Here is a 21,090-nt window from a genome sequence, read left to right as displayed (position 1 = left end):
GCCTCTCAAAGGTCGGCACCGCGAGATGGGCTGACAAGAACTCGCCTTGGATTTCCATAAGAGGCAAAGCCCCTTGACCCGGAGGCTGGTTACCGCCGCTAGATGTTACGAAGCCGGCCGGAAACTCAGAATTGTGATTCGCTCGTCAGTGCGCGCTCCAAGCCTGCGTCATGGGCAAGCTTTCGAGTCGTCACCTTTGTTGTGCGTTGCTCGTCCGGCGATTTGCTGGCGTGGCAGATGGCAGGGCTGGACGTGGGCACCGCCAGCCATATGGAAATCCCAGTAAAAACTCCGCGACCGGATAAGACCGAACGGCAAATTAATCCTAGTACGCAGTGAGAAAATAGCAAATGACGTGCACGTATATTCTTCTCATTCTCAACTCGATGCCTCTGTATTGGATAGCCGTTGCATTGGACCAAAGTCCAATTGTTCACGCCCCGCGGAGCATGTAGCTTGAATGACGTCATCGTTGAGTTCGAAAGAAGCGGAGCCATGCCAACGCCGGCTCGCTGCAGATATAAGCTCACTACGTGCAATGCTTAAATAAACCAAGGCTTCATCGCCGACTTGGCCGTGGTGCGCAAACATCCCTCCACTTGTGGGGTAGTCATGGCAAAGGCACACCAGGACCAGGCTGAACCCTCAAGCGCGACCACCAGCTGGGGCAAGTTCGACCATACCGTCATGGTGCTGCAAGGCGGTGGTGCCCTGGGGGCCTACCAGGCCGGTGTTTATGCCGGGCTCGCCGAAGCGGGCGTCGCGCCCGACTGGATCTCTGGCGTGTCGATTGGCGCAATCAATGCTGCGCTGATTGCAGGTAATCTGCCTGAGCAGCGTGTAAAGCGATTGCGGGAGTTCTGGGAACGCGTATCGGCACACGCCCCATTTGTGCCGCCACTGTCGCTCGATCCGATGCGCCCACTATTCAATTTCATGAGTGCGGCATCCTCGGTCGCATTTGGCGTGCCGGGTTTCTTTTCGCCGCGGATACCGGCGCCTTTTATTTCGCACGAGGAAAACTTCGAGGCGTTAAGCCTTTATGACACCGTCCCGCTCAGAGCATCACTTGAAGAACTGGTCGATTTTGAGCTGATCAACCGGAAAGTGGTGCGCCTTTCGCTAGGCGCCGTCAACGTGCGCACCGGTAACTCGGTTTATTTTGACAATAGCAAGACACGGATCGGCCCTAAGCATGTGATGGCAAGCGGTGCACTGCCCCCGGGTTTTCCCGCTGTTCAGATAGAGGGAGAATGGTATTGGGACGGCGGTATCGCGTGCAACTCGCCACTTTGGTACGTTCTGGACGAGGACTACAGAATGAGCGCGTTGATCTTGCAGGTCGACGTCTTCAGCGGCGCCGGCGAACTGCCCAAAACCCTCAGAGAAGTGCAGGAACGCACCAAGGACATCCAGTACTCGAGCAAGACACGTTTCAATACGGCCCGTGTCAGCGAAATCGAAGACCTTCGCAACTCGCTGCACCGCCTGCTCGACAAGCTGCCACCCTCGCTTCAAACGGACCCCGACGTCCAGAAACTTGGCGCCATCAGCACTCGCGGCGCCGTCGCCCTTGTTCATTTCATCAACCGGCACAACACGCGCTCGTCGAGCTTTAAGGATTACGAGTTCTCCCGCGCGACTGTGATGGAACTGTGGGATTTCGGATACAGCGATGCCCAAAAGTCGATCGCCGACCCGCAATGGCGTCAAGCCACCGATCTGGGCAATGGCGTGCGCATCTACGACCTGACCGCGTAACACGTCGGACTATCGCAGCCGACATAAGGAGCATGCAACATGACCGAAGCCGACGTAAAGAAGCGCGCATTTGCCATGCCGCTCACCAGCCCCGCGTATCCGCCCGGTCCCTATCGATTTGTCGATCGGGAGTTCCTGATCATCACTTATCGGACCGATCCGGATGCACTAGCCGAAGTCATTCCTGCCCCCCTCGAAATGACCGAACCGCTCGTAAAATTCGAATTCATCCGGATGCCCGATTCAACGGGTTTTGGTGATTACACTGAAAGCGGCCAGGTCATTCCGGTCAGTTTCCAGGGTCAGCGCGGCAGCTATGTCCACGCCATGTTTCTCGACGACGAACCGCCGATCGCCGGCGGCCGCGAAATCTGGGGATTTCCCAAAAAGCTCGCGTCACCTGAGTTGCGGATCGAAAAGGACACCATCGGCGGCATCCTGAGATATGGCCCGGTGCCGATCGCACTTGCGACGATGGGTTATAAGCATCGCGCGCTACCGCACGACCAGATCCTCGCGTCGCTGTCCGCGCCCAATTTTCTGCTCAAGATCATTCCGCACGTGGATGGCTCGCCACGCATCTGCGAACTGGTGCGCTACTTCTGCGAGGACATCACGGTGAAGGGAGCGTGGGAAGGTCCTGCCGCGCTTGAACTGCTCAACCACGCACTCGCGCCCGTTGCGTCGCTGCCTGTCATTGAAGTGATATCCGGCGTGCACATCCTGTCTGACCTCACACTTGGCCTTGGCACCGTGGTGCACGACTATCTTGCTGAATGAAGGGCCGGGGCGCCGAAAGGCCCACGATCTGTCGGCGGCCTGTTATTGACTGGAATTGACTGGATTAGCTGCGCGCGAGGAAAGCCACCGTAGCACCGCGCGCGCAAACGGCTGACAGCTTCATACATTCAATTGCATCCCTGACTGTTGGCGCTCCGGTAGCATGTCTTTCCACTCGGGCTTTTATACACGCCCTTACCGTTCTTGGTCTTGGCCTGTCCGCCCCTGCTTGTCTGGGTCGTCGTGACGCCGTTCTGATTCTTTTGGGCCTTCCACGCGTTACCCGTATTCGGGTTATAGCCGCCGGCCGTCTTTCCGTTGCCGCAAACGGTCTCGCCGCGCGCGTTAGTAGCGCAGTTCGCGAATGCGCTCGAAGACAGCACGACGCATGCCAACATAAGCAGAACCGCGAGTGCGCGTACAGAACTCGTCATGATTCTCTCCCAGGAACGACGCGACCGGACTCGCGCATCTTCCAGATTAGTCGCATGCGGTCGTACGCATATTGGACCTTGGTCCTATTGCGAGCACCGATGATCCAGCCGTCTCATACATCAATCGGAGACGAACGTCACGACAATGCCGAAACCATCGATCGACTCGAATCACACAGTCAAATCGGGTTGCAAGGCTGAGATCCGTTCGGCAACGCGCGCTGCCCGGCGCTTTCGGCCGGCACGTGTCGGTGTTGCTTTGCTCTGGTCCGCGTTGGCAAGTGCCCAGGAAATGGAACCACGCGCCTACTCGGCTGCGCCGGTCGGAACGAATTTCGTGGTGTTCGACTATGCACGATCGAGCGGCGGCTTCTCGGTCGACCCTTCGTTGCCGATTGCCAATGTGCAGGCCAAAATCAACACGTATGCATTCGGTTATTCCCACAGCTTCGGCATCGCTGGCCATACCGCAAGCGTTGCGGTGTCCGTCCCGTACGCGAGCGCGAATGTGACCGGCGACGTCGAGGGTAGGCCGGAGCATGCCTATCGATCGGGACTGGGCGACGTGCGGTTCAGGGTCGCCGTGAATCTGCTGGGCGATCCGGCGCTCACCCCGGAGGAATTCGCGCGGCGCAAACCCTCCACGGTCCTCGGTGTCAGTGTGAGCGTCGTTGCACCGACAGGCCAGTACGTGCCGTCCCGCCTGATCAACGTGGGGTCGAACCGATGGTCGTTCAAGCCAGAAATCGGACTGTCCCAGCCGATTGGCAACTGGTTCGTGGAGGGCGCAGCGGGCGTGTGGTTCTTTACAGACAACAACGATTTTTTCGGTGGACGGAGGCGCAGCCAGGATCCGATACCCGAGTTCCAGTTGCATGGCGGCTACACCTGGCGCCCCGGGCTTTGGCTCGCCGCGAACGCGACGTATTTCACGGGCGGCCGGACAAGCGTGAACGGCGCCCAGGATCAGGACCTCCAGCGCAGTGTGCGCTACGGCGTCACGCTGTCGGTGCCGCTTGCCGAAAGATGGTCCGCAAAGCTCGCGTGGTCGCGTGGGCTGATTACACGCGTCGGCGGCAATTTCCAAACTGTCTCGGTCGCACTCCAATACCGCTGGTTCAATCGCTGATTGCGCTCGAGTGCGTGGTCAACAGAGCCAACGCCCCGCAATCGAGCGGCTACTCGCCAAGAATGGCGAGCGCTGCGCACATGGGCTCAAGCGAGATTTTGACTACCCCACCGAGCGGCGTGTTCATTTCCATGATCAGAAAAATCGCGCCGGCAGTCGACAGTTCGCCCATGACTAACACTGTCATGGTCGCCCGTTGCGAGGGGCAAACAAACCAAACGTGCCGAAGAGAATGGCTAACCAGGGCACAATGTTCCGCATCTTGCTCGCCGCGCGGCTGCATGCAATTGGACCAAGGTCCAATTGCATGCACGCCTTGGTAAACCTATCTTTTTAGCTGCGCTATTGACGGCAACAGCGACCCGGCCGCCAACATCTGTACCCCGTGTCTGCTCATTCGCCTTCCGTCCATGGCACGGGTCGCGCTGCGGAAGTACCGTGAGGCGGACAGGAGCAAAGCATCGTGACTTCCAGACTGCCCATCCGAATGTTGGCGCTGGCATTGGCGTTGTCGGCCATGCAGCCGATCCGCGCCGCGACTCAAGACCCTGGTTGGCCGCGTGAACTTGTCCAGGGCGACGCGACCCTCACCTATTACCAGCCACAGATCGACGACTGGAAAGACTTCAAGGAACTAACCGGTCGAATGGCGATTAGCATCACCCCGCGCGGCGGCAAGCCGCAGGTGGGTGTGATCACGTTGCAAACGCACACCGACGTGGATATCGACAGTCGGAACGTACTTTTAAGCAATCCGCAAATTACCGGTACCGCTTTCCCCGGTGCGGACCAGGCAACGAGCCAGAAGCTGGATCAGCTGGTGCGAAAGTTTCTCAATCCGCAGGCGTCGCTGACCTTGTCGATGGATCGGCTTGCGGCGAGCATCGACAAAAAGAAGGCAGCACCGGTCGCAGGCATCAAGAGCGATCCACCGGCAATCTTCGTCAGTTTCGGGCCAGCGGTCCTGCTGTTTGTGGACGGCGACCCCGTACCCGCACCCATCCAGAATTCAGACGTCTCATTCGTCGTCAACGCCAGTTGGCCGCTGTTCGTCGATAACGCCGCCCACCAGTACTACCTGTTCACCGGTCAGTCATGGATGACGTCGACCGACATGAAAACCGGATGGGCGGAAACGAAGACGCTCCCTGCCAAGATGACGAAGGTTCCCGCCGACCCCACCTGGACGGACCTGAAACCCTTCATTCCGCCGTCTGTGAAGCACGCTGCGAAGCCGCCGGCGGTCTTCTTCAGCAGCACGCCGGCCGAGCTGATCGTGTTCGACGGCCAACCGGTCTATACCGCGATTGCCGGCACCGGGCTGGTGTTCGCGAAGAATACCGACAGCGATGTGTTCGTCTACGCGCCGACAAAGACCTACTACTATCTGACTGCGGGCCGGTGGTTTTCGTCACCCAGCCCCAGTGGGCCATGGACGTTCGCAACGGACCAACTGCCGGCCGATTTCGCCAGAATTCCTCGCAACAGCCCAGCCTCGCGAGTCCTCGCTTCCGTACCGGGCACGCCGGAAGCCGACGATGCGGTACTGCTCGCGCAGATTCCGACGACCGTTGAGGTGAACCCTGCCGCAGCCGCGGCCGAGATCAAAGTCGCATACAGCGGCGAGCCGAATTTCGCCCCGATCGAGGGCACGACGCTCGCCTACGCAACCAACACCCCCGACAAGATCATCAAGGTAGAGAATCACTATTACCTCTGCTCACGGGGCGTTTGGTTCGATTCGCCGTCGCCAGCCGGACCGTGGCAAACCAGCAGTTCAGTGCCTCAGGTGATTTATACGATCCCGCCGGCGTCGCCCGTTTATAACGTCACTTACGTGACGCAACAGGTCGTGCCAGGCGGGTCTGTCCAGGCTAGCTATACCGCTGGATATCTCGGCATGTTTATCGCAGGCGCGGCCGTCGGCGCGATCGTTGCACAAGGCAACGGCTACTACTATCCGCCCTATGTCCGCGTTGGCTACGGGCCGTATCCGGTCTACTATCCGCGTCCAGCGCCGTATGGATACCCGACCTACAACCCCTACACAGGCGCGCGCGGCGTACGCGGCAGTGCCTATGGCCCGGCGGGTAGCGCGCAATGGGGCGCATCGTACAACCCTTATACCGGTACGTACGCGCGCGGCGCCACGGCTTCCGGAAAGTACGGCAGCGCAAGTGTCGCGCAGGCCTATAACCCCTACACCGGCGCCTATGCCGCTACCCGTCAGGGATCGAACGCGTACGGCCAATGGGGAAGCTCTGTTGTGACGAAGGGGAACCAGTGGGCGGCGACGCAGCACACCACCACAGCGAAGGGCACGGTCGGGACTTATCAGAATTCGGCAGGCGGCAAGGCAGTTGCTGGAAGCACGGCCAACGGCAGAGCCGTAGCTGGGAAGACAGCAAACGGCGACCTTTACGCAGGACGTGATGGCAATGTGTACAAGAACACAGGTGGGAGCTGGCAGAAGTACGATAACGGTTCCTGGTCCAATGTGAACAAACCGACACCGCAGTCGCCGCCGCAAAAAACGCAATCCGCGCAGCCCCAGCGCACGCCCACTGCGGCCAACACCGGCACGACTCAACGAAACGCGCAGAGCTATCAGCAGCAACGCCCCGCGGGAACCCAGTCAGCGAATCCGCGGCCCGCTCCCCAAGGAACGCAGACCTATCAGCAGCAGCGCACCGCGCCAGCAACGACGAGCAGAGCCCCCGCCCAGCCCCAGAATGCTGCTGGTGGAATCAACCGGACCAGCGCACAGCCCTCCTTTGGAGAACTGAACAACGAGATGCAGAATCGTCAGAGAGGTGCGATCCAGAGTCAACGCTACGCACAATCGGGAGGCGGTTTCGAACGGAGAGCCAACGGCGCGGGCGGCGCAAGGGGTGGCGGTGGTGGTTTCCGTCGATAGTGGCACGCCCGCCAGATCGTCCGCATTCGAGGGCGGCCCGGGCTCGAGCTACTTCGTTTGACGAGGCTCATCCGTTTGCGGCAGCGTGCCGGGCGACTTCGCACTCAATCCCGATGCGCCGCTCGATGTCGTCCTGCGTTGACTCGTGAGAACGCCGTTTTCGTCGAACTCGAACACGACTGTCGAAGATTGCGTGTCGGCCCCGCCGAAGAGCGGACCGATGAGCGGGATAAAGCTCGCAGGACGAGGCCTGGATGTGACGAATGAGTAGATCAGCACGGTCGATCCATCGCTTAGCGTGGTCAGTGCCGTTGGAGACCCGAGCACGGTGACAACCTCTTCGAGGTTGGTCACACCTTGCTTGAAATTCGACAGTTGCTCTGGTTTGACATCGACGCCCGCCGATATGCAGGCGGCCAACGCACTGCAAAGCACAATCAGAAGGTAGATACGCTTCATGTCATCACCGCTACGACTCAAGGCGCTGCGACCGGAATCGCTGAACCCACCGTCCATGCTCGCGTGTTCGGTACGACTGTGACGCCCTATCTGAAGGATACATCTTGGCCGTGATCCAGCAGCTTTATAAAATGGGTTATCAGTTACTTGCCCCACCAAAAAAGACGTTTACTTCCTCCATTTCCGCGCTTAGCTTCACGCATTGGGATGCAAGCGTTTCGGGATCATTTGGGCTGTGGCTGACGCTCCCGGTCCGGCCGGGGTTTGTGACGCAACCAGGTCGTGTCCACGTGGTCGATCATGAACACACTTATCGGACTGTCATGACTTTCATCAGCGGAAAGTGGAATCGGAGATGGGTGCTGCTTCGCGCATTGTCGATTGCAGTACCGTTTCTGAGTTTGAGTCTTTCGCCCGCCGCAGCACGGGCGGACACGACGGTGGCCAGTGAAGAAATCTGCATGCCTGAGGGAACGTATCCAATGTTCGGCGGTGGCACGACCGTCTTCTCTTATAACAAGACCTGTTTTAGCCGCCCCGCAACTGACACCTATCCGTGGGAGAAAAAATCCCCGAGCGCGACGAAAGGCGCCCCAGACCCTTTCAATGGATCACGGGTGGTGCGCTACGACTACCACGACGCGCTGTACCACTGTGCGAAGCGCGATATGCGCCTACCGACGGTCAATGAACTGAAGGCGCTGTTCGCCTATGCGAACACTGATAACAGTACAGGTACGAGGAGCAAATACGCGATCGTCGCGCCAAAAAACGATTCGCGTTATCCAGGTGGTCTCTATGGCTGGGGGGGCGGCAGCCTATATTGGTCACACACCTTGGCTGGCAAGGGCTTCCACAAGGTGGTCAATCTTGGCAATGGCCGAGTAAGCAGTTACTACGATTCGCATAAAAGCTACGTATCGTGCGTACGGTGAAAGGGTTCACCATGCTGTCGGCCCGGCTGCCTTTATCGATAAATCGGCAGTAGCAGAAACAACTTGATGACGATTGCATTTGCGATGTCGATAAAAAACGCGCCTACCATCGGCACCACCAGGAACGCCAGGTGGGAGGGGCCGAACCGATCCGTAATGGCCTGCATGTTGGCGATCGCGGTTGGCGTGGCACCGAGGCCGAAGCCACAGTGTCCGGCTGACAGCACCGCCGCGTCATAGTTGCGTCCCATGATTCGAAAGGTGACGAAGATGGCGTAGGCGGCCATCGCGATCGCCTGCACGACCAGGATGACGAGAAGCGGCAGCGCAAGCGAGGCCAGGTCCCATAAGCGTAGGCTCATCAGCGCGATTGCGAGAAAGAGTCCGAGGCTCACATTGCCGAGCAGCGACACTGCAAGCTCAAGGACCTGATACCAGCCGAGCATGGCGAGGCCGTTGCGCAGGACGACACCGACGAACAATACGCACACGAACGCGGGTAGCTCGAACGCTGTGCCGTTCATCCAGGATGCGAGCGCCGAACCGACGGCAAGGCAAACGGCGATCAACGCGATTGTCTCGATGACGGCCTCGGCCGTGATCGGGCGAACAGCTTTGGGTTGCTCGAAACCGGTTGCGGCCGCAACGTCGGGTTCCGGCTTGGAAACAAGGCCATGGTGCGTGATCAGAAAACGCGCAACCGGCCCACCGACCAATCCCCCGAGTATCAAGCCGAACGTGGCACAGGCAATCGCAATTTCCGTTGCTGAAGCGAGCCCGTGGCGCTCTGCGAACACTTTTGCCCATGCCGCGCCGGTGCCATGGCCGCCTGAAAGGGTCACCGACGCCCCTAGCAGGCCGAGCAGGCGATCTTGTCCCAACGCCCAGGCGAGGCCGATACCGAGCGCATCCTGCATCACGAGCAAGCCGACAACTACGCCGAGAAAGACCATGAGCGCACGCCCGCCTGCTTTCAACCCTGCCAGATCCGCGTTAAGACCGATGGTGGCGAAGAAAGTAAGCATCAGCGGCACTTGAAGCGTCGTATCGAAACGCACTTCGATATGTGAGGTGCTGCGTAACGCAAAAACCAGCAACGCTACCAGTAGGCCGCCGACCACCGGTTCGGGAATGCTGTAGGTTCGCAGTATGGATGTCCGGGCAAGGATCTGCCGCCCGAGCAGAAGAACCAGGGCAGCGGCCATCAGCGTTTCCAGCGCGTCAAGGCTCACGATGTTTTCCCCCCGATGAGAGGCCGACTAGTTGACCCCGCGCGAGGCGGGTATCCTGGCATGACCCGATCTGAACCTGAGAAGCAGATAACCGATAATGCCCGATAGCGTTGCGCCGGGATTATGTCCAGCCGAACGCAGCGAAACATTCAGGGCCGTCGAACGCGAGCGAGCCGATGAACAGGCTCATCGTAAAGCCGACACCACGGCCTGCGGCGATGCCAAGTGTAGGTACTTTCCCGGCGTCGAGCTAGCGTGCTGCCCGCTTTAGCGAGTCCCAGCGCGTTCGCGACCGCGTTCCGCCGTGTGCTGGGTGAAACACCGAGCCAATATGTGGAAACACACTGCGGCCTGGTCGAACGCTAGTCAGTCAAAACGAAATACGCATGGACCGTACATGAGGGATTCGTTCCATCAGGCTGGCGATGAACCGAATCCCCAACCCGCGCCCCTAAATCGCTTTCGTCACCGGCGCAGTCGCGGCCGGGTCGGTAATGCTCGCCTTGCCAGTTTCCACATGACCCGCGATCCGCCGCAACCAGCCCGCATTGCCCGCAACCGTCAATTGAAAGTCATACCACTGGCTGCTGCATGACAGGTCCCAGTGCGCCTCCACGCTCTTGCCCGGCGGAACCGTCAACGTGACCGGCGGCTGGCCGTAGGCGACGTCGGCAGCGGTGACCGTGAGCGTTGTGGTCCCCGCGTTGGACAGCGTGACATAGACGTTGCCGTTGGCCACGTCGTAACAGGTCACGACGTCCGGCTTGGCGGCGGCATCCGCGCTGGACGAACCCGCGAAGCGTCGGAAATAGCCGTTTGGGCCGTAGACGTTCACCATGTAATTGCCGTTCGCGTCGAATGCCCACGTATCGGTCAGCTGCTTGCCGGCCTCGACGGTGTAGCGACGCGGCATCGCCGTCGGATCGCCCGTATACACCCAGAAATGCGCACCTTGCGTGCCGGTGTTGGCAAACGTCAGCGCATAGCCTTGCGCCTGCAACTGACCGTTCACATGCAACTCGTACGGCAGCGCTCGCGCGGGCCGCGTGCCCGTCTCCTGCGCCGCCACGACTTGCTGAGCGGTGCTGGCCGGCGCGGTCTGCGCCGTCGAGCGCGCGCATTGCATATCGGCCTGGGAGACGTACGTCTGGGTGCTCGGCAGCGACGGCACCGCCGGGTCCGGCTTCGAAAAATCGAGCGCCGTGGTGAGGTCGCCGCAGATGGCACGGCGCCACGGCGAGATATTGGTTTCCACCACACCGAAACGCTTTTCGATGAATTGCAGCACCGACGTGTGATCGAACACCTGCGAGCAGACGAAACCGCCCTTCGACCACGGCGACACGACCGTCATCGGCACGCGCGGCCCGAGGCCGTACGGCAGGTTGTCGGCGGTATACGTGCTGCTCTGCGTCGCGGTCACGACGTTATGCCGTTCGAGCGTGATGTCCACGGTGCTCATGCCCGAGCCCGGCAGCGTCGGCGCTTGCGGCGGCACGACGTGATCGAAGAACCCGTCGTTCTCGTCGTACATGATGAAGAGGACGGTCTTGCTCCATACATCGGGATTCGATGTCAGTGCGTCGAGGATCGTGGAGATGTAGTTGGCGCCGTAGAGCGGCGTGAACTTCGGATGCTCCGAATACGCGGCGGGCGGCAGCAGCCACGACACCTGCGGCAACGCATTGGCTTGCACGTCCGCTTTCAGCTGCGTGAGCGTGCGCGTGCTCATTCCCCGGGTTTGCAGTGACGAGCCAGCCGGTGCGTTCACGAAGTTCTGGAACGAGGCCAGCATGTTCGTGCCGTAGTTGCCGCTGAAATTGTCGAAGCCGGTGCCCTGCTGGTAGATCTGCCAGGAGATGCCGGCGTTTTCCAGCCGCTCCGGATACGTCGTCCAGCTAAAGGGCTGCAGTTTGATGCTGTCGAACTGGTTGTCGATGAAATCGGTGTTGTCGAGCAGCGGGCCGCCGCCCGTCCCCAGCGGATCGACCATCCCCGTCATCAGATACATGCGGTTCGGGTGCGTATTGCCCGGGATCGAACAGAAGTAGTTGTCGCACACCGTGAAGGCATCGGCGAGCGCGTAGTGGAACGGAATGTCCTCGCGCACGTGATAGCCCATCGTCATGTTGGTCTTCTGCACCGCCCACTTGTCGGCGCGGCCGCCGTCGATCGCGCCGTGCGTAGTGCTCCACGTGTGCGGCAAGCCGCCGATGCACTGTGCGTTGACGTTCGGATTGCTCGTGTCATACCGGAACGGCGCGATCACCTTCGTCGGATCCTCCTGGCGCGGCTGGAACCACACCGGCTGGCCGTTCGGCAGCGTCACGGGAAAGCGGTCGTTATAGCCGCGCACGCCGCTCAGGTGACCGAGATAGTGATCGAACGAGCGGTTTTCCTGCATGAAGACGACGATGTGCTGAACATCCTGGATCGTGCCGCTGACCGAACTCGGCTCGATGGCCAGCGCCTTGCGAATCGATTCAGGAAACAGAGTGGTGGCGGCTGTCGCGCCGGCCAGTCCGGCGGACAGCTTCAGAAAATCTCGACGGGTTTTGGCGACCATACGATGGACCTAATTTGAATTCTGACGTCAGGAAGCAGGCGGGGTGAAGCCCGGCGGGCAGCTCATGCGAGCATTGGCAACGGTGGCGTTGCCACACGCCGACTTGGCCGGTGGATCGGACGATACGCCGTTGCCGCACGCGCCGAGAAGCACTGTCGAGGCAAAGAGGGCGATAAGCGCGAAAAGCCGGAATGCCGACGTCGGCATGAGTGTCTCCGTGGAAATGACTGACGGACGCGATCGCGCGTCGACAAACGCTGCGCTCGGGCGCAAGCGTTGCCGAGAAGATAATTTCAGTTTGTTACATACGAGTGTCGTGTTGGAAAGCAGGGAGACGAGCACGTGGACGTCCTTCCAACAGCATTGACCTGGTATGGGGGCTTTCGACGTCGGGCAACGTCGAGGCCTGCCTCGAGATGCACCGCGGATGTGTGCCTAAGCGACGACTTCGCGGTCCGCGAAACCGGAGAGAGGCGCGTGCACGCGCACGGGTGTGCGCGTGCGTTCCTTATAACAAAGGACTCAGGTTCAACTACTGCGTGCTTGCGGTCGTTGCATTCGCAACGGACGCGCCCTTCATCTTCCGAACTGCTTCAGCAGCCGAAGGCGCGAGTTTTTGACCGACGAGCGACGCTTCGAAGGCGTCGCGACGCGCCTGCTTCGCCTGTTCGTAGTCGGCGTCCAATTCGACGATCCGGCGGTCGTACCAGTTCTTCACGCAAGCCTTATCGGTGCAGTTGCGCTGGCGCCAGAGCCATTGCTGGGTGCGCGCCGCTTCGAGCGCGGTGGCGTCGAGCGTAGTGTCCCTTGCGCGTTTCCAGGAGGCAGCGATGCGGTCGTCGAGTGCCGAAAGTTCGGGGTCTTGACAGACGATCTTTTCCGACGCGGACAACTTGCTCGTGCACTTGAAGCTTGCCGCAGACGCGTCGACGGCAAGCAGAGCGCCTGCCGTCAGAATGCCAATCGACAGCAGTGCTGACGGCTTCACGAAGCACGCGAGAGTGCGGGAGAAAGCAGTGTTGAAGGTGGACATACCGAGCCTCTATTCAGGGAAGTAACCAGGCTGAGGCGTGGCGAGACATCGTCGCGGCCTACCGCCATGCATTCAGGGATGCGAGTCCTGTGAGAACAGGATAGTGCGGACGGCCTTTTGCGATAACGGGAGGAGGCCCCGTGATTCGAAAGTGATTACAAGATATTGCCGCACGGAGGTCATGACCATGAATCAAGGGCCTCTTGCGCCGATGAAACCCGCTTCACAGCCGACAGGTTTTAGCTATATGCGCCAGAAGAGTGACGCCAAGGATCGCGCAGGCAGAGTTCATCGCTCACCAGCGACATGCACCCGCTTTCCCGCCGCCCTGGACGTTGCGCTTGCGCGGCTCGCGTCGGCTCCTACGCTCGACTCTCTGACCACCAGTTCGGGCACCGCGAAGTATTGCACCGTCGGCTTTTCGTCCTCCGCTGTTTCGCTCAGCCGGGCCAGCAGCGTCTCGCTCGCGATGGTGCCGAGCTTGTCCGCGCCGGCGAATAGCGTCGTCAATGGCGGGTTCGTGTGCTCTGCCGCCACGACATTGTCACAGCCCACAACGGCCAGCGCTTTACCCGCGCGCTTACCCATCCTGTCGAGCTCATGCAATACGCCGATGGCGACTTGATCGTTATAGCAAACCACTGCCGTCGGCCGCGGTTTCATCTCGAAGATCGCGCGAACCGCGTTGCGGCCTCCTTGCGGCGTCAACTCGACGTCGACAATCCAGTCATCGCTGACGGCCAGCGAATGCTTCGCCATCGCGGACAAATAGCCCTGACGGCGTTGGTTTGCAACGGCATAGCCTTTCCGGTTGCCGGCGAAGGCGATCCGCGTGTGCCCCTGCTCGATCAGATGCTCAGTCGCGAGAGCAAAACCGTATTGGTTATCCACGCCAACCGTGTCGACGTCGGGCCCCATAGGACGCATCACAAGAACGAGCGGAACTCCCCACGACTGAATTTCGGCAGGCAATTGATCGGGCGTACCCAACGCAGGCGACATGATGAGGCCCGCGACATTCTGCTCGCGCATCGACCGCAGAACCCTCGTCTGCGTTTCGAGGCTTTCGGCAGTGTGTGCCATCAACGTCGTATAGCCCGATTGCGCCAGTACCCGCTCGATTGCAACCAGCAACTCGACAAAGAAGGGATTGGTCAGGTCGTTGATCACCATTCCGATGGTCGTGCTGCGCCGCCCTCTGAGCGTGGCTGCGCCCCGGTTGTAGACATAGCCCAGTTCGTGAGCCGCCTCGCGCACCTTTTCCGCGGTTTCCGCCTTGATCCGCGGGCTCTCCTGCAAGACCAGGGAAACCGTAGATTTGGAAACGCCCGCCTTAGCGGCAATGTCCTGAATAGTCGGACCAGATTTCATGTTGCTATGCACAATTGGAACGTTCCAAAAAGTGTTTGACAGCGTGATTTGAGTCTACTACAGTCCGTTGGAACGATCCAATGAATACGAGTTGGATCGTTCCAACGGAGAGAGACAATGTCCAACATTCGCTGGGCGCTGATAGGCGCCAGCACCATCGCCGACGAGTGGATGGTCAACGCGATCCAGTCGCAGCCGGACGGCTCGGTAGAAGCCGTCGTCAGTGGCAATGCGGGCCGCGCCCGTGAATTCGCGCAAAAGCACGGGATCCCGTCAGCCTCGACGGATATTGACGCTGTCCTCGCCGATCCTGCCATCGACGCCGTCTACGTCAGCAGCACCAACGAGAAGCACCTTCTTCAAGTACTCGCCGCGGCGAAAGCCGGCAAGCACGTCCTCTGCGAAAAGCCGCTCGCCCTCTCGGAAGCCGAGGCGGCACAAATGATCGAAACCTGTGCAGCAAACAAGGTGATGCTCGGCACCAACCATCATCTGCGTTGCGCAGCGTCGCATCGGAAGATGCGCGAACTCATTCGCGCCGGCGCTGTTGGAACGCCGCTATATGTGCGGGTCTTTCACGCGGTCTCTCTGCCGCCGCATTTGCGCGGCTGGCGGATCGAGCGTCAGGACGCAGGCGGCGGCGTGATCCTGGACATATCCGTTCACGACGTCGATACGCTGCGCTTTCTTCTCGACGACGAACCGGTGGAAGTCAGCGCGATGACCGCCTCGGGAACGATGAGCGCCGCCGGCCTCGCCGACGGCGTGATGGCCATCATCCGTTTCAAAAACGGTGTCCTTGCACAGATCCACGACGCCTTCACTGTCCCCTACGCGCCGACGGGCCTGGAAGTTCACGGCACGGCAGGTTCACTGTTCGCGCGGGACGTCATGACCCAGCGCGCCGTTGGCCAGATCGAGTGGCGATCCGCCGGCGGCACCGAGCTCGTCGATATCGCACATGGCGATCTGTACGTCACGGCCGTAGCCCAGTTTCATCGCGCGATCACCGAGGGAGAAGACCCCGCTGCGACCGGCATCGACGGATACCGCTCCCTGATCACCGCACTGGCTCTCGCGAAATCCGCCGAGACAGGCGAGCACGTGCCGGTTCCTTCTCAATTTACGCGCTAAGAAAGTCCGAGGAGATTCACTGTGGGTTCTAGCAAGGTAGTTTCATTGGCAACGGCCGCGAGTCTGATCAACGACGGCGACGTGGTGACCGTGAGTTCGTCGAGCGGGCTCGGCTGCCCGGATGCAATGCTCGCCGCAATCGGCGCGCGCTTCGACAAAGAGAGCCATCCGCGCAATCTCACGCTGCTTCACCCGATCGCTGCGGGCGACATGTACGGCATCAAGGGAATCGATCATGTGGCCAAGAAGGGGTTGATCGCCACCGTCATTGCCGGCTCTTTTCCCAGCGGTCCGTCGAGCCTGCCCATGCCGGACATCTGGCACATGGTCGTCGACAACGATATTCGCGCCTACAACCTGCCGAGCGGTGTGTTGTTCGACATGCATCGCGAGGTAGCGGCAAAGCGTCCTGGTGTATTGACGAAGGTCGGACTCGACACCTATGTGGATCCGTCCCGCCAGGGTGGGGCCATGAACCCGCGGGCAGCCGAACACCCGATCGTTGAGAAAGTGACCTTCGCGGGTGACGAGTGGCTGCACTACAGGAACTTCGTTCCGCAGGTAGCCATCGTACGCGCCACGACTGCCGATGAGCGCGGCAACCTCTCCTTCGAACACGAAGGGGCGCTTCTCGGCGGCCGGGATCAGGCACTGGCCGCCCGCAACAACGGCGGCATCGTGATCGCACAGGTCAAACGCGTGGTCAAGGCCGGCTCACTGCACACCCAGGCGGTCCACATTCCCTGCAACCTCGTGGACTATGTCGTCGTCGATCCTGAACAGAAGCAGACGACCCAGATCGAATACGACCCGGAAATCAGCGGCGAAGTGAAGTTGCCAGATAGCGCCTTTGCCTTTGCGAAGTGGAATGCGGACAAGGTCATCGCGCGGCGCGCCGCGATGGAACTCGCGCAGAACGATGCGGTGAATCTCGGCTTCGGCATTTCGGCGAATGTGCCGCGCATTCTGCTCGAAGAAGGGTATCGCGACGACGTGACGTGGGTCATCGAGCAAGGCGCGGTCGGCGGCATTCCCCTGCTCGGCTTCGCGTTCGGCTGTTCCGGCAATGCGGACGCGATCATGCCGTCGCCGTCGCAGTTCGTGTACTTCCAGGGCGGCGGATTCGACGTTTCGTTGTTGTCGTTCCTGCAGGTCGACCGCTTCGGCAATGTGAACGTTTCGAAACTGCCGAGCAAACCCTATCTGACTGCGGGCTGCGGCGGATTCATCGACATCACGACACACGCAAAGCGGCTGGTGTTCAGCGGCTACTTTACCGCCGGCGCCAAACTCGAAATGGGCGATGGTCGCCTGACGATCCTCACGGAAGGAAAGAAGAAGTTCATCGCTGACGTGGACCACGTCACGTTCAGCGGCCGCATGGGCCGGCAGCGCGATCAGGACGTGCTTTATGTCACGGAACGCTGCGTGATCCGGCTCGGCTCCGACGGACTCGAGGTGACCGAAATCGCACCCGGCATCGATCTGCAGAGAGACGTACTGGATCAGTCAGACATCGAGCTGGCGGTTTCGCCGGCGCTCAAACCCATGGACGCGTCGATTTTCACGGACTCGCCGTTTGGTTTGAAGCTCAAGGAGGCTCGCCATGTCTGATCAGCCACTCATCCAGATCGAAAAGACAGGACCGGTTGCAGTTGTCACGCTCAATCGCCCCGAGAAGCTGAACGCCCTCACGCCTTCCATGCTGGACCAACTGGAGGCCGCTGCGGGAACGCTCGAAACGGATGCGACGCTGCGTGCCGTCGTCCTCACAGGTGCCGGCGAGCGGGCATTCTGCGTCGGTGCGGACGTCAACGAATGGGCGGCACTTGCCCCACTCGATATGTGGCGTGTGTGGGTCACCCGCGGGCATCGGATCTTCGATCGCTGGGCTGCGCTGCGATTGCCGGTTGTGGCCGCTATTAATGGTCCGGCGTTCGGTGGCGGTCTCGAGCTTGCGGCGGTGGCGGATGTGCGTGTGGCAGATCCGGCGGCGACCTTCGCGCTGCCTGAGGCGAGCATTGCCACCTGCCCGGGTTGGTCAGGCACACAGCGGCTGGTTTCGCTGATTGGTCCCAGCCACGTGAAATCGCTCACGCTCACCGCTCGCAGGATCGACGCGCAACGCGCATACGGAATCGGACTCATCGACGAAATCTCGCAGCCGAAGGCGTCGCTCACCGCGGCCATCGCCGTCGCCGAAAAGATTGCGACGCTGGCGCCGGTGTCCGTGCAACTGACCAAGCAGCTGATCAACGCCGCATCCGGACACGGAGCCGGCGCAACCCTGGAAGCGATGGCCGGCGCATTGTCCGCAACGACACATGACGCCCGGGAAGGCATGGCCAGCTTCCGCGAACGCCGCAAGGCGCAATACGAGGGCCAATGACATGACGAACGAACCTGCAAATTCCACAGTGCCTGCCGCTTCCGCCTTACTGACCGGCGCTATCGCGCCCACGCAGGATGCCTATCACGGCAGGATGTACATCAACGGCGCCTGGACCGAGTCGCGGGATGGCACTCGCTTTGAGCGCCGCAGCCCGGCGCATGGCCACGTCGTCAGCACATTTCCTGAAGCGACCTCAGCGGATGTGGAAGCAGCGATCAAAGCCGCCGATCTCGCATTCCGGAGGGGACCGTGGCCGAAGCTCAAGGGCGTCGAGCGCGCACGGATTCTTCTCGCGGTCGCCGACGGGATCAAGGCCCGCGTTGAAAAGATGTCGCTGCTTGAATCGCTCGAAACGGGCAAACCGCTCTCGCAGGCTCGCGGCGAAGTGTCCGGTTGTATTGACCTATGGCAATACGCGGCCAGCCTCGCCCGCACGACCAGCGGCGACGCCTACGACACGCTTGGCGAAGACATGCTCGGCATCGTGCTGCGCCAGCCGATCGGTGTAGTCGGCCTGATCACGCCGTGGAATTTCCCGCTGTGGATTCTTTCGCAGAAGCTGCCCTTTGCGCTCGCAGCCGGCTGCACATGCATCGTTAAACCGAGCGAGCTGACGTCGAGCACCACCGTCATGCTCATGGAAGTGCTCGAAGAAGCCGGTGTGCCTCCGGGCGTCGTCAATGTGGTGACCGGCAAAGGCCCGACGGTCGGTCAACCGCTCGCGGAACACCCGGCCATCGACATGCTGTCGTTTACCGGTTCGACACGCGTTGGCAGCATGCTTGGCGGCCTCGCCTCGAAGAACCTGAAGAAGATCGCGCTGGAACTCGGCGGCAAGAACCCGCAGATCGTGTTCCCCGATTGCGACTGGGAGGCGATGGTCGACGCGGTCGTGTTCGGCGTGTATTTCAATGCGGGCGAATGCTGCAACAGCGGCAGCCGCGTGCTCGTCCATGAATCCATTGCGGAGCGCTTCGCCCAGGCAGTGGTTGAACGGGCCAGGCAGGTTCCGGTCGGCGATCCGCTGCATCCGGCTTGCAAGGTCGGCGCCATCGTCAGCGAAAACCAGTTGAGCGAAATCCTCAGCAATATCGGCAAGGGGGTCGACGCCGGCGCGAAGCTGCGACTCGGCGGCAAACGCTACGACGCGAAAGGCCTCTATCTCGAACCCACGATCATCAGCGACGTCACGCCCGACATGGGCATCGCGCGCGACGAGATCTTCGGTCCGGTCCTCGTGATCATTCCGTTCCCCGATACCCAGCAAGCGATCGACATCGCCAACGACACCGCCTACGGTCTTTCCGCCGCCGTCTGGAGCAGCGACATCGACACGTGCCTGAGCGTTGCGCGCGGCGTCGATGCCGGGACGGTCTGGGTCAACACGTTCCTCGACGGTTATCCGGAGTTGCCGTTCGGCGGCTTCAAGTCGAGCGGCGTAGGACGCGAACTCGGCAAGCAGGCGGTTGAAGACTACACCGAGACCAAAACGATCCAGCTTCACATCGGAGAGCGGAAGAACTGGTGGCTACCGCGCCCGGCGGCTTGACCCTCATCACCACCATCACCTGGCCACGGCGCTATGTCGCCGTGTAATCGAGAAGAAACCCCATCAAGGGAGCGTAATCATGGAGACGAAGATGTTCAAGAAGCGCATTGTTGCGATCGCAGCAGGACTGCTTGCCTGCCACTGCATGTCTGCCGTTGCGGCCGATACCAAGCAGGTGGAGGTGATGCACTGGTGGACTTCCGGCGGCGAAGCCAAGGCACTGAGCGTGCTCAAGGACGACCTCAAGCAGAAGGGCTACGCATGGAAGGACAGCCCGATCGCCGGCGGCGGTGGTGAAGCTGCGCGAACCGTATTACGCGCACGCATTGCGTCGAACAATCCACCGGATGCCATGCAGATGCTCGGCTTCAGTGTTCAGGATTACGCGGAACAGAGCCTTCTCAACCCGCTCGATGGCGTGGCGGCCAAAGACGGCTGGGACAAGCTCGTTCCTGCTCCGATCCAACGCTTTTCGAAAGCGGATGGCCACTGGTACGCCGTGCCGATCAACGTGCACAGCACCAACTGGATCTGGGCGAACAAAAAGATTTTCGATGAACTTAAGCTGACGCCCCCGCAGACCTTCGACGAACTGGTGGCCGACGCCGACAAGATCCGCAAGGCGGGGTACGTTCCCCTCGCCCATGGCGGGCAGGCATGGCAGGAAGCGACGATCTTCGACAGCGCGGTGATGTCGGCCGGCGGACCGAAGTTCTACACGGACGCGATGGTCAATCTCGACACCAAGGCGATCGGCTCGAAGACGATGGAAAAGGCCTTCGACCAGATGCGCAAGTTGCGCGGCATGGTCGACCCTAACTTCTCCGGTCGCGACTGGAACCTCGCGACCTCGATGGTCATCACGGGCAAGGCTGCCATGCAGATCATGGGCGACTGGGCCAAGGGCGAATTCACGAATGCGGGCAAGAAGCCCGGTGTCGACTATCTGTGCATGCGCTATCCGGGAACTCAGGGCGACTTCATCTTCGTGACCGACCAGTTCGCCACGTTCAAGGCTGGCGCCGACCGCCAGCCGGGTGAATATGCTTTCGCGGAAGCCGTCATGGACAAGGGTGTGCAGGCCAGGTTCAACCAGGTGAAGGGGGCGATCCCGGCACGCCTCGATGTTCCCTCCGACGGCTTCGACGAATGCGGCGCGAAATCGATGAACGACATGCGCACCGCGTTGAAGAACGGCACGATGGTCGGCAGCTTCGCTCACGGCCAGGCGATGCCGGAATCGTCGAAGACGGCCATGTACGACGTGGTGACCCACTTCTTCAACTCGAATCAGTCGTCTGCAGACGCAGTGAAAGCGCTTGTGACAGCCGTACAGAACTCGAAGTGATCGACTAGCCGGTGACGCGGGATGCTGTCAGGTATCCCGCCCGTGTGTTC

General features: G+C 60.7%; 17 protein-coding genes. 10 read left to right on the top strand and 7 right to left on the bottom strand.

Annotated elements, in window-relative coordinates:
• Nucleotides 1-612: 612 nt before the first annotated feature.
• The 3 genes from WN982_RS21585 (at nucleotide 613) to WN982_RS21575 (ending at nucleotide 4,104) form a co-directional block, all read left to right on the top strand.
• The gene (locus WN982_RS21585) at nucleotides 613-1,761 is read left to right on the top strand and encodes a patatin-like phospholipase family protein (protein WP_341317732.1); all 1,149 of its coding nucleotides are present in this window, start codon (nucleotides 613-615) and stop codon (nucleotides 1,759-1,761) included.
• Nucleotides 1,762-1,800: 39 nt separating this feature from the next.
• On the top strand, nucleotides 1,801-2,541 hold the full coding sequence (locus WN982_RS21580) for an acetoacetate decarboxylase (protein WP_341317731.1): 741 nt from the start codon (nucleotides 1,801-1,803) through the stop codon (nucleotides 2,539-2,541).
• Nucleotides 2,542-3,267: 726 nt separating this feature from the next.
• Complete coding sequence (locus WN982_RS21575) at nucleotides 3,268-4,104, top strand: transporter (protein WP_341317730.1); 837 nt, start codon at nucleotides 3,268-3,270, stop codon at nucleotides 4,102-4,104.
• 49 nt (nucleotides 4,105-4,153) lie between these two features.
• Here WN982_RS21575 and WN982_RS21570 read toward each other — a convergent pair whose 3' ends face one another.
• Nucleotides 4,154-4,291 carry a hypothetical protein gene (locus WN982_RS21570; protein WP_341317729.1) on the bottom strand — a complete coding sequence of 46 codons (138 nt, stop codon included), beginning with the start codon at nucleotides 4,289-4,291 and terminating at the stop codon, nucleotides 4,154-4,156.
• Between the two features lie 276 nt (nucleotides 4,292-4,567).
• On the opposite strand from WN982_RS21570, the gene WN982_RS21565 reads away from it, so the two are divergent.
• Entirely contained in the window at nucleotides 4,568-7,021 is a 2,454-nt protein-coding gene (locus WN982_RS21565) for a hypothetical protein (protein ID WP_341317728.1), read from the top strand.
• A gap of 48 nt (nucleotides 7,022-7,069) precedes the next feature.
• Here the strand turns inward: WN982_RS21565 and WN982_RS21560 are convergent, their stop codons facing one another.
• On the bottom strand, nucleotides 7,070-7,480 hold the full coding sequence (locus WN982_RS21560) for a hypothetical protein (protein WP_341317727.1): 411 nt from the start codon (nucleotides 7,478-7,480) through the stop codon (nucleotides 7,070-7,072).
• Between the two features lie 104 nt (nucleotides 7,481-7,584).
• Between WN982_RS21560 and WN982_RS21555 the strand changes: the two genes are divergently transcribed.
• Nucleotides 7,585-8,415, top strand: a complete 831-nt coding sequence (locus WN982_RS21555) for a hypothetical protein (RefSeq protein ID WP_341317726.1) — start codon at nucleotides 7,585-7,587, stop codon at nucleotides 8,413-8,415.
• 32 nt (nucleotides 8,416-8,447) lie between these two features.
• On the opposite strand, the gene gltS is transcribed toward WN982_RS21555, so the two are convergent.
• The 5 genes from gltS to WN982_RS21530 all read right to left on the bottom strand — a co-directional run bounded on the left by gltS (nucleotide 8,448) and on the right by WN982_RS21530 (nucleotide 14,617).
• Entirely contained in the window at nucleotides 8,448-9,620 is a 1,173-nt protein-coding gene (gene gltS / locus WN982_RS21550; protein WP_341319591.1) for a sodium/glutamate symporter, read from the bottom strand.
• Nucleotides 9,621-10,098: 478 nt separating this feature from the next.
• Nucleotides 10,099-12,213 (bottom strand): phospholipase C, phosphocholine-specific, encoded by a 2,115-nt coding sequence (locus tag WN982_RS21545; RefSeq protein ID WP_341317725.1) that lies wholly within the window; start codon nucleotides 12,211-12,213, stop codon nucleotides 10,099-10,101.
• Between the two features lie 27 nt (nucleotides 12,214-12,240).
• Nucleotides 12,241-12,420: a hypothetical protein gene (locus WN982_RS21540; protein ID WP_341317724.1), complete on the bottom strand. Its 180-nt coding sequence runs from the start codon at nucleotides 12,418-12,420 to the stop codon at nucleotides 12,241-12,243.
• A gap of 325 nt (nucleotides 12,421-12,745) precedes the next feature.
• Nucleotides 12,746-13,246, bottom strand: coding sequence for a hypothetical protein (locus WN982_RS21535; RefSeq protein WP_341317723.1), 501 nt, complete (start codon nucleotides 13,244-13,246; stop codon nucleotides 12,746-12,748).
• A 288-nt stretch (nucleotides 13,247-13,534) separates the two neighbouring features.
• Nucleotides 13,535-14,617, bottom strand: coding sequence for a LacI family DNA-binding transcriptional regulator (locus WN982_RS21530; protein WP_341317722.1), 1,083 nt, complete (start codon nucleotides 14,615-14,617; stop codon nucleotides 13,535-13,537).
• 117 nt (nucleotides 14,618-14,734) lie between these two features.
• On the opposite strand from WN982_RS21530, the gene WN982_RS21525 reads away from it, so the two are divergent.
• From WN982_RS21525 to WN982_RS21505, 5 genes are all read left to right on the top strand, one after another.
• On the top strand, nucleotides 14,735-15,751 hold the full coding sequence (locus WN982_RS21525) for a Gfo/Idh/MocA family oxidoreductase (protein WP_341317721.1): 1,017 nt from the start codon (nucleotides 14,735-14,737) through the stop codon (nucleotides 15,749-15,751).
• Nucleotides 15,752-15,772: 21 nt separating this feature from the next.
• Nucleotides 15,773-17,365 carry an acyl CoA:acetate/3-ketoacid CoA transferase gene (locus tag WN982_RS21520; RefSeq protein ID WP_341317720.1) on the top strand — a complete coding sequence of 531 codons (1,593 nt, stop codon included), beginning with the start codon at nucleotides 15,773-15,775 and terminating at the stop codon, nucleotides 17,363-17,365.
• The gene (locus WN982_RS21515) at nucleotides 17,358-18,140 is read left to right on the top strand and encodes an enoyl-CoA hydratase/isomerase family protein (RefSeq protein WP_341317719.1); all 783 of its coding nucleotides are present in this window, start codon (nucleotides 17,358-17,360) and stop codon (nucleotides 18,138-18,140) included. The genes WN982_RS21520 and WN982_RS21515 overlap by 8 nt, the downstream gene beginning before the upstream one ends.
• A 1-nt stretch (nucleotide 18,141) precedes the next feature.
• On the top strand, nucleotides 18,142-19,692 hold the full coding sequence (locus WN982_RS21510) for an aldehyde dehydrogenase family protein (RefSeq protein ID WP_341317718.1): 1,551 nt from the start codon (nucleotides 18,142-18,144) through the stop codon (nucleotides 19,690-19,692).
• A gap of 91 nt (nucleotides 19,693-19,783) precedes the next feature.
• On the top strand, nucleotides 19,784-21,040 hold the full coding sequence (locus WN982_RS21505; RefSeq protein ID WP_341319590.1) for an ABC transporter substrate-binding protein: 1,257 nt from the start codon (nucleotides 19,784-19,786) through the stop codon (nucleotides 21,038-21,040).
• Nucleotides 21,041-21,090: the final 50 nt, after the last annotated feature.

This window comes from Paraburkholderia sp. IMGN_8, assembly GCF_038050405.1.
Lineage (GTDB): Bacteria > Pseudomonadota > Gammaproteobacteria > Burkholderiales > Burkholderiaceae > Paraburkholderia.
This window is presented reverse-complemented; position numbering and strand designations above follow the sequence as displayed.

Coding starts and splice junctions, on each gene's coding strand:
- WN982_RS21585 (WP_341317732.1), top strand. CDS start 613: ATGGCAAAGGCACACCAGGACCAGGCTGAACCCTCAAGCGCGACCACC.
- WN982_RS21580 (WP_341317731.1), top strand. CDS start 1,801: ATGACCGAAGCCGACGTAAAGAAGCGCGCATTTGCCATGCCGCTCACC.
- WN982_RS21575 (WP_341317730.1), top strand. CDS start 3,268: ATGGAACCACGCGCCTACTCGGCTGCGCCGGTCGGAACGAATTTCGTG.
- WN982_RS21570 (WP_341317729.1), bottom strand. CDS start 4,291: ATGACAGTGTTAGTCATGGGCGAACTGTCGACTGCCGGCGCGATTTTT.
- WN982_RS21560 (WP_341317727.1), bottom strand. CDS start 7,480: ATGAAGCGTATCTACCTTCTGATTGTGCTTTGCAGTGCGTTGGCCGCC.
- gltS (WP_341319591.1), bottom strand. CDS start 9,620: ATGGCCGCTGCCCTGGTTCTTCTGCTCGGGCGGCAGATCCTTGCCCGG.
- WN982_RS21545 (WP_341317725.1), bottom strand. CDS start 12,213: ATGGTCGCCAAAACCCGTCGAGATTTTCTGAAGCTGTCCGCCGGACTG.
- WN982_RS21540 (WP_341317724.1), bottom strand. CDS start 12,420: ATGCCGACGTCGGCATTCCGGCTTTTCGCGCTTATCGCCCTCTTTGCC.
- WN982_RS21535 (WP_341317723.1), bottom strand. CDS start 13,246: ATGTCCACCTTCAACACTGCTTTCTCCCGCACTCTCGCGTGCTTCGTG.
- WN982_RS21530 (WP_341317722.1), bottom strand. CDS start 14,617: ATGAAATCTGGTCCGACTATTCAGGACATTGCCGCTAAGGCGGGCGTT.
- WN982_RS21525 (WP_341317721.1), top strand. CDS start 14,735: ATGTCCAACATTCGCTGGGCGCTGATAGGCGCCAGCACCATCGCCGAC.
- WN982_RS21515 (WP_341317719.1), top strand. CDS start 17,358: ATGTCTGATCAGCCACTCATCCAGATCGAAAAGACAGGACCGGTTGCA.
- WN982_RS21510 (WP_341317718.1), top strand. CDS start 18,142: ATGACGAACGAACCTGCAAATTCCACAGTGCCTGCCGCTTCCGCCTTA.
- WN982_RS21505 (WP_341319590.1), top strand. CDS start 19,784: ATGTTCAAGAAGCGCATTGTTGCGATCGCAGCAGGACTGCTTGCCTGC.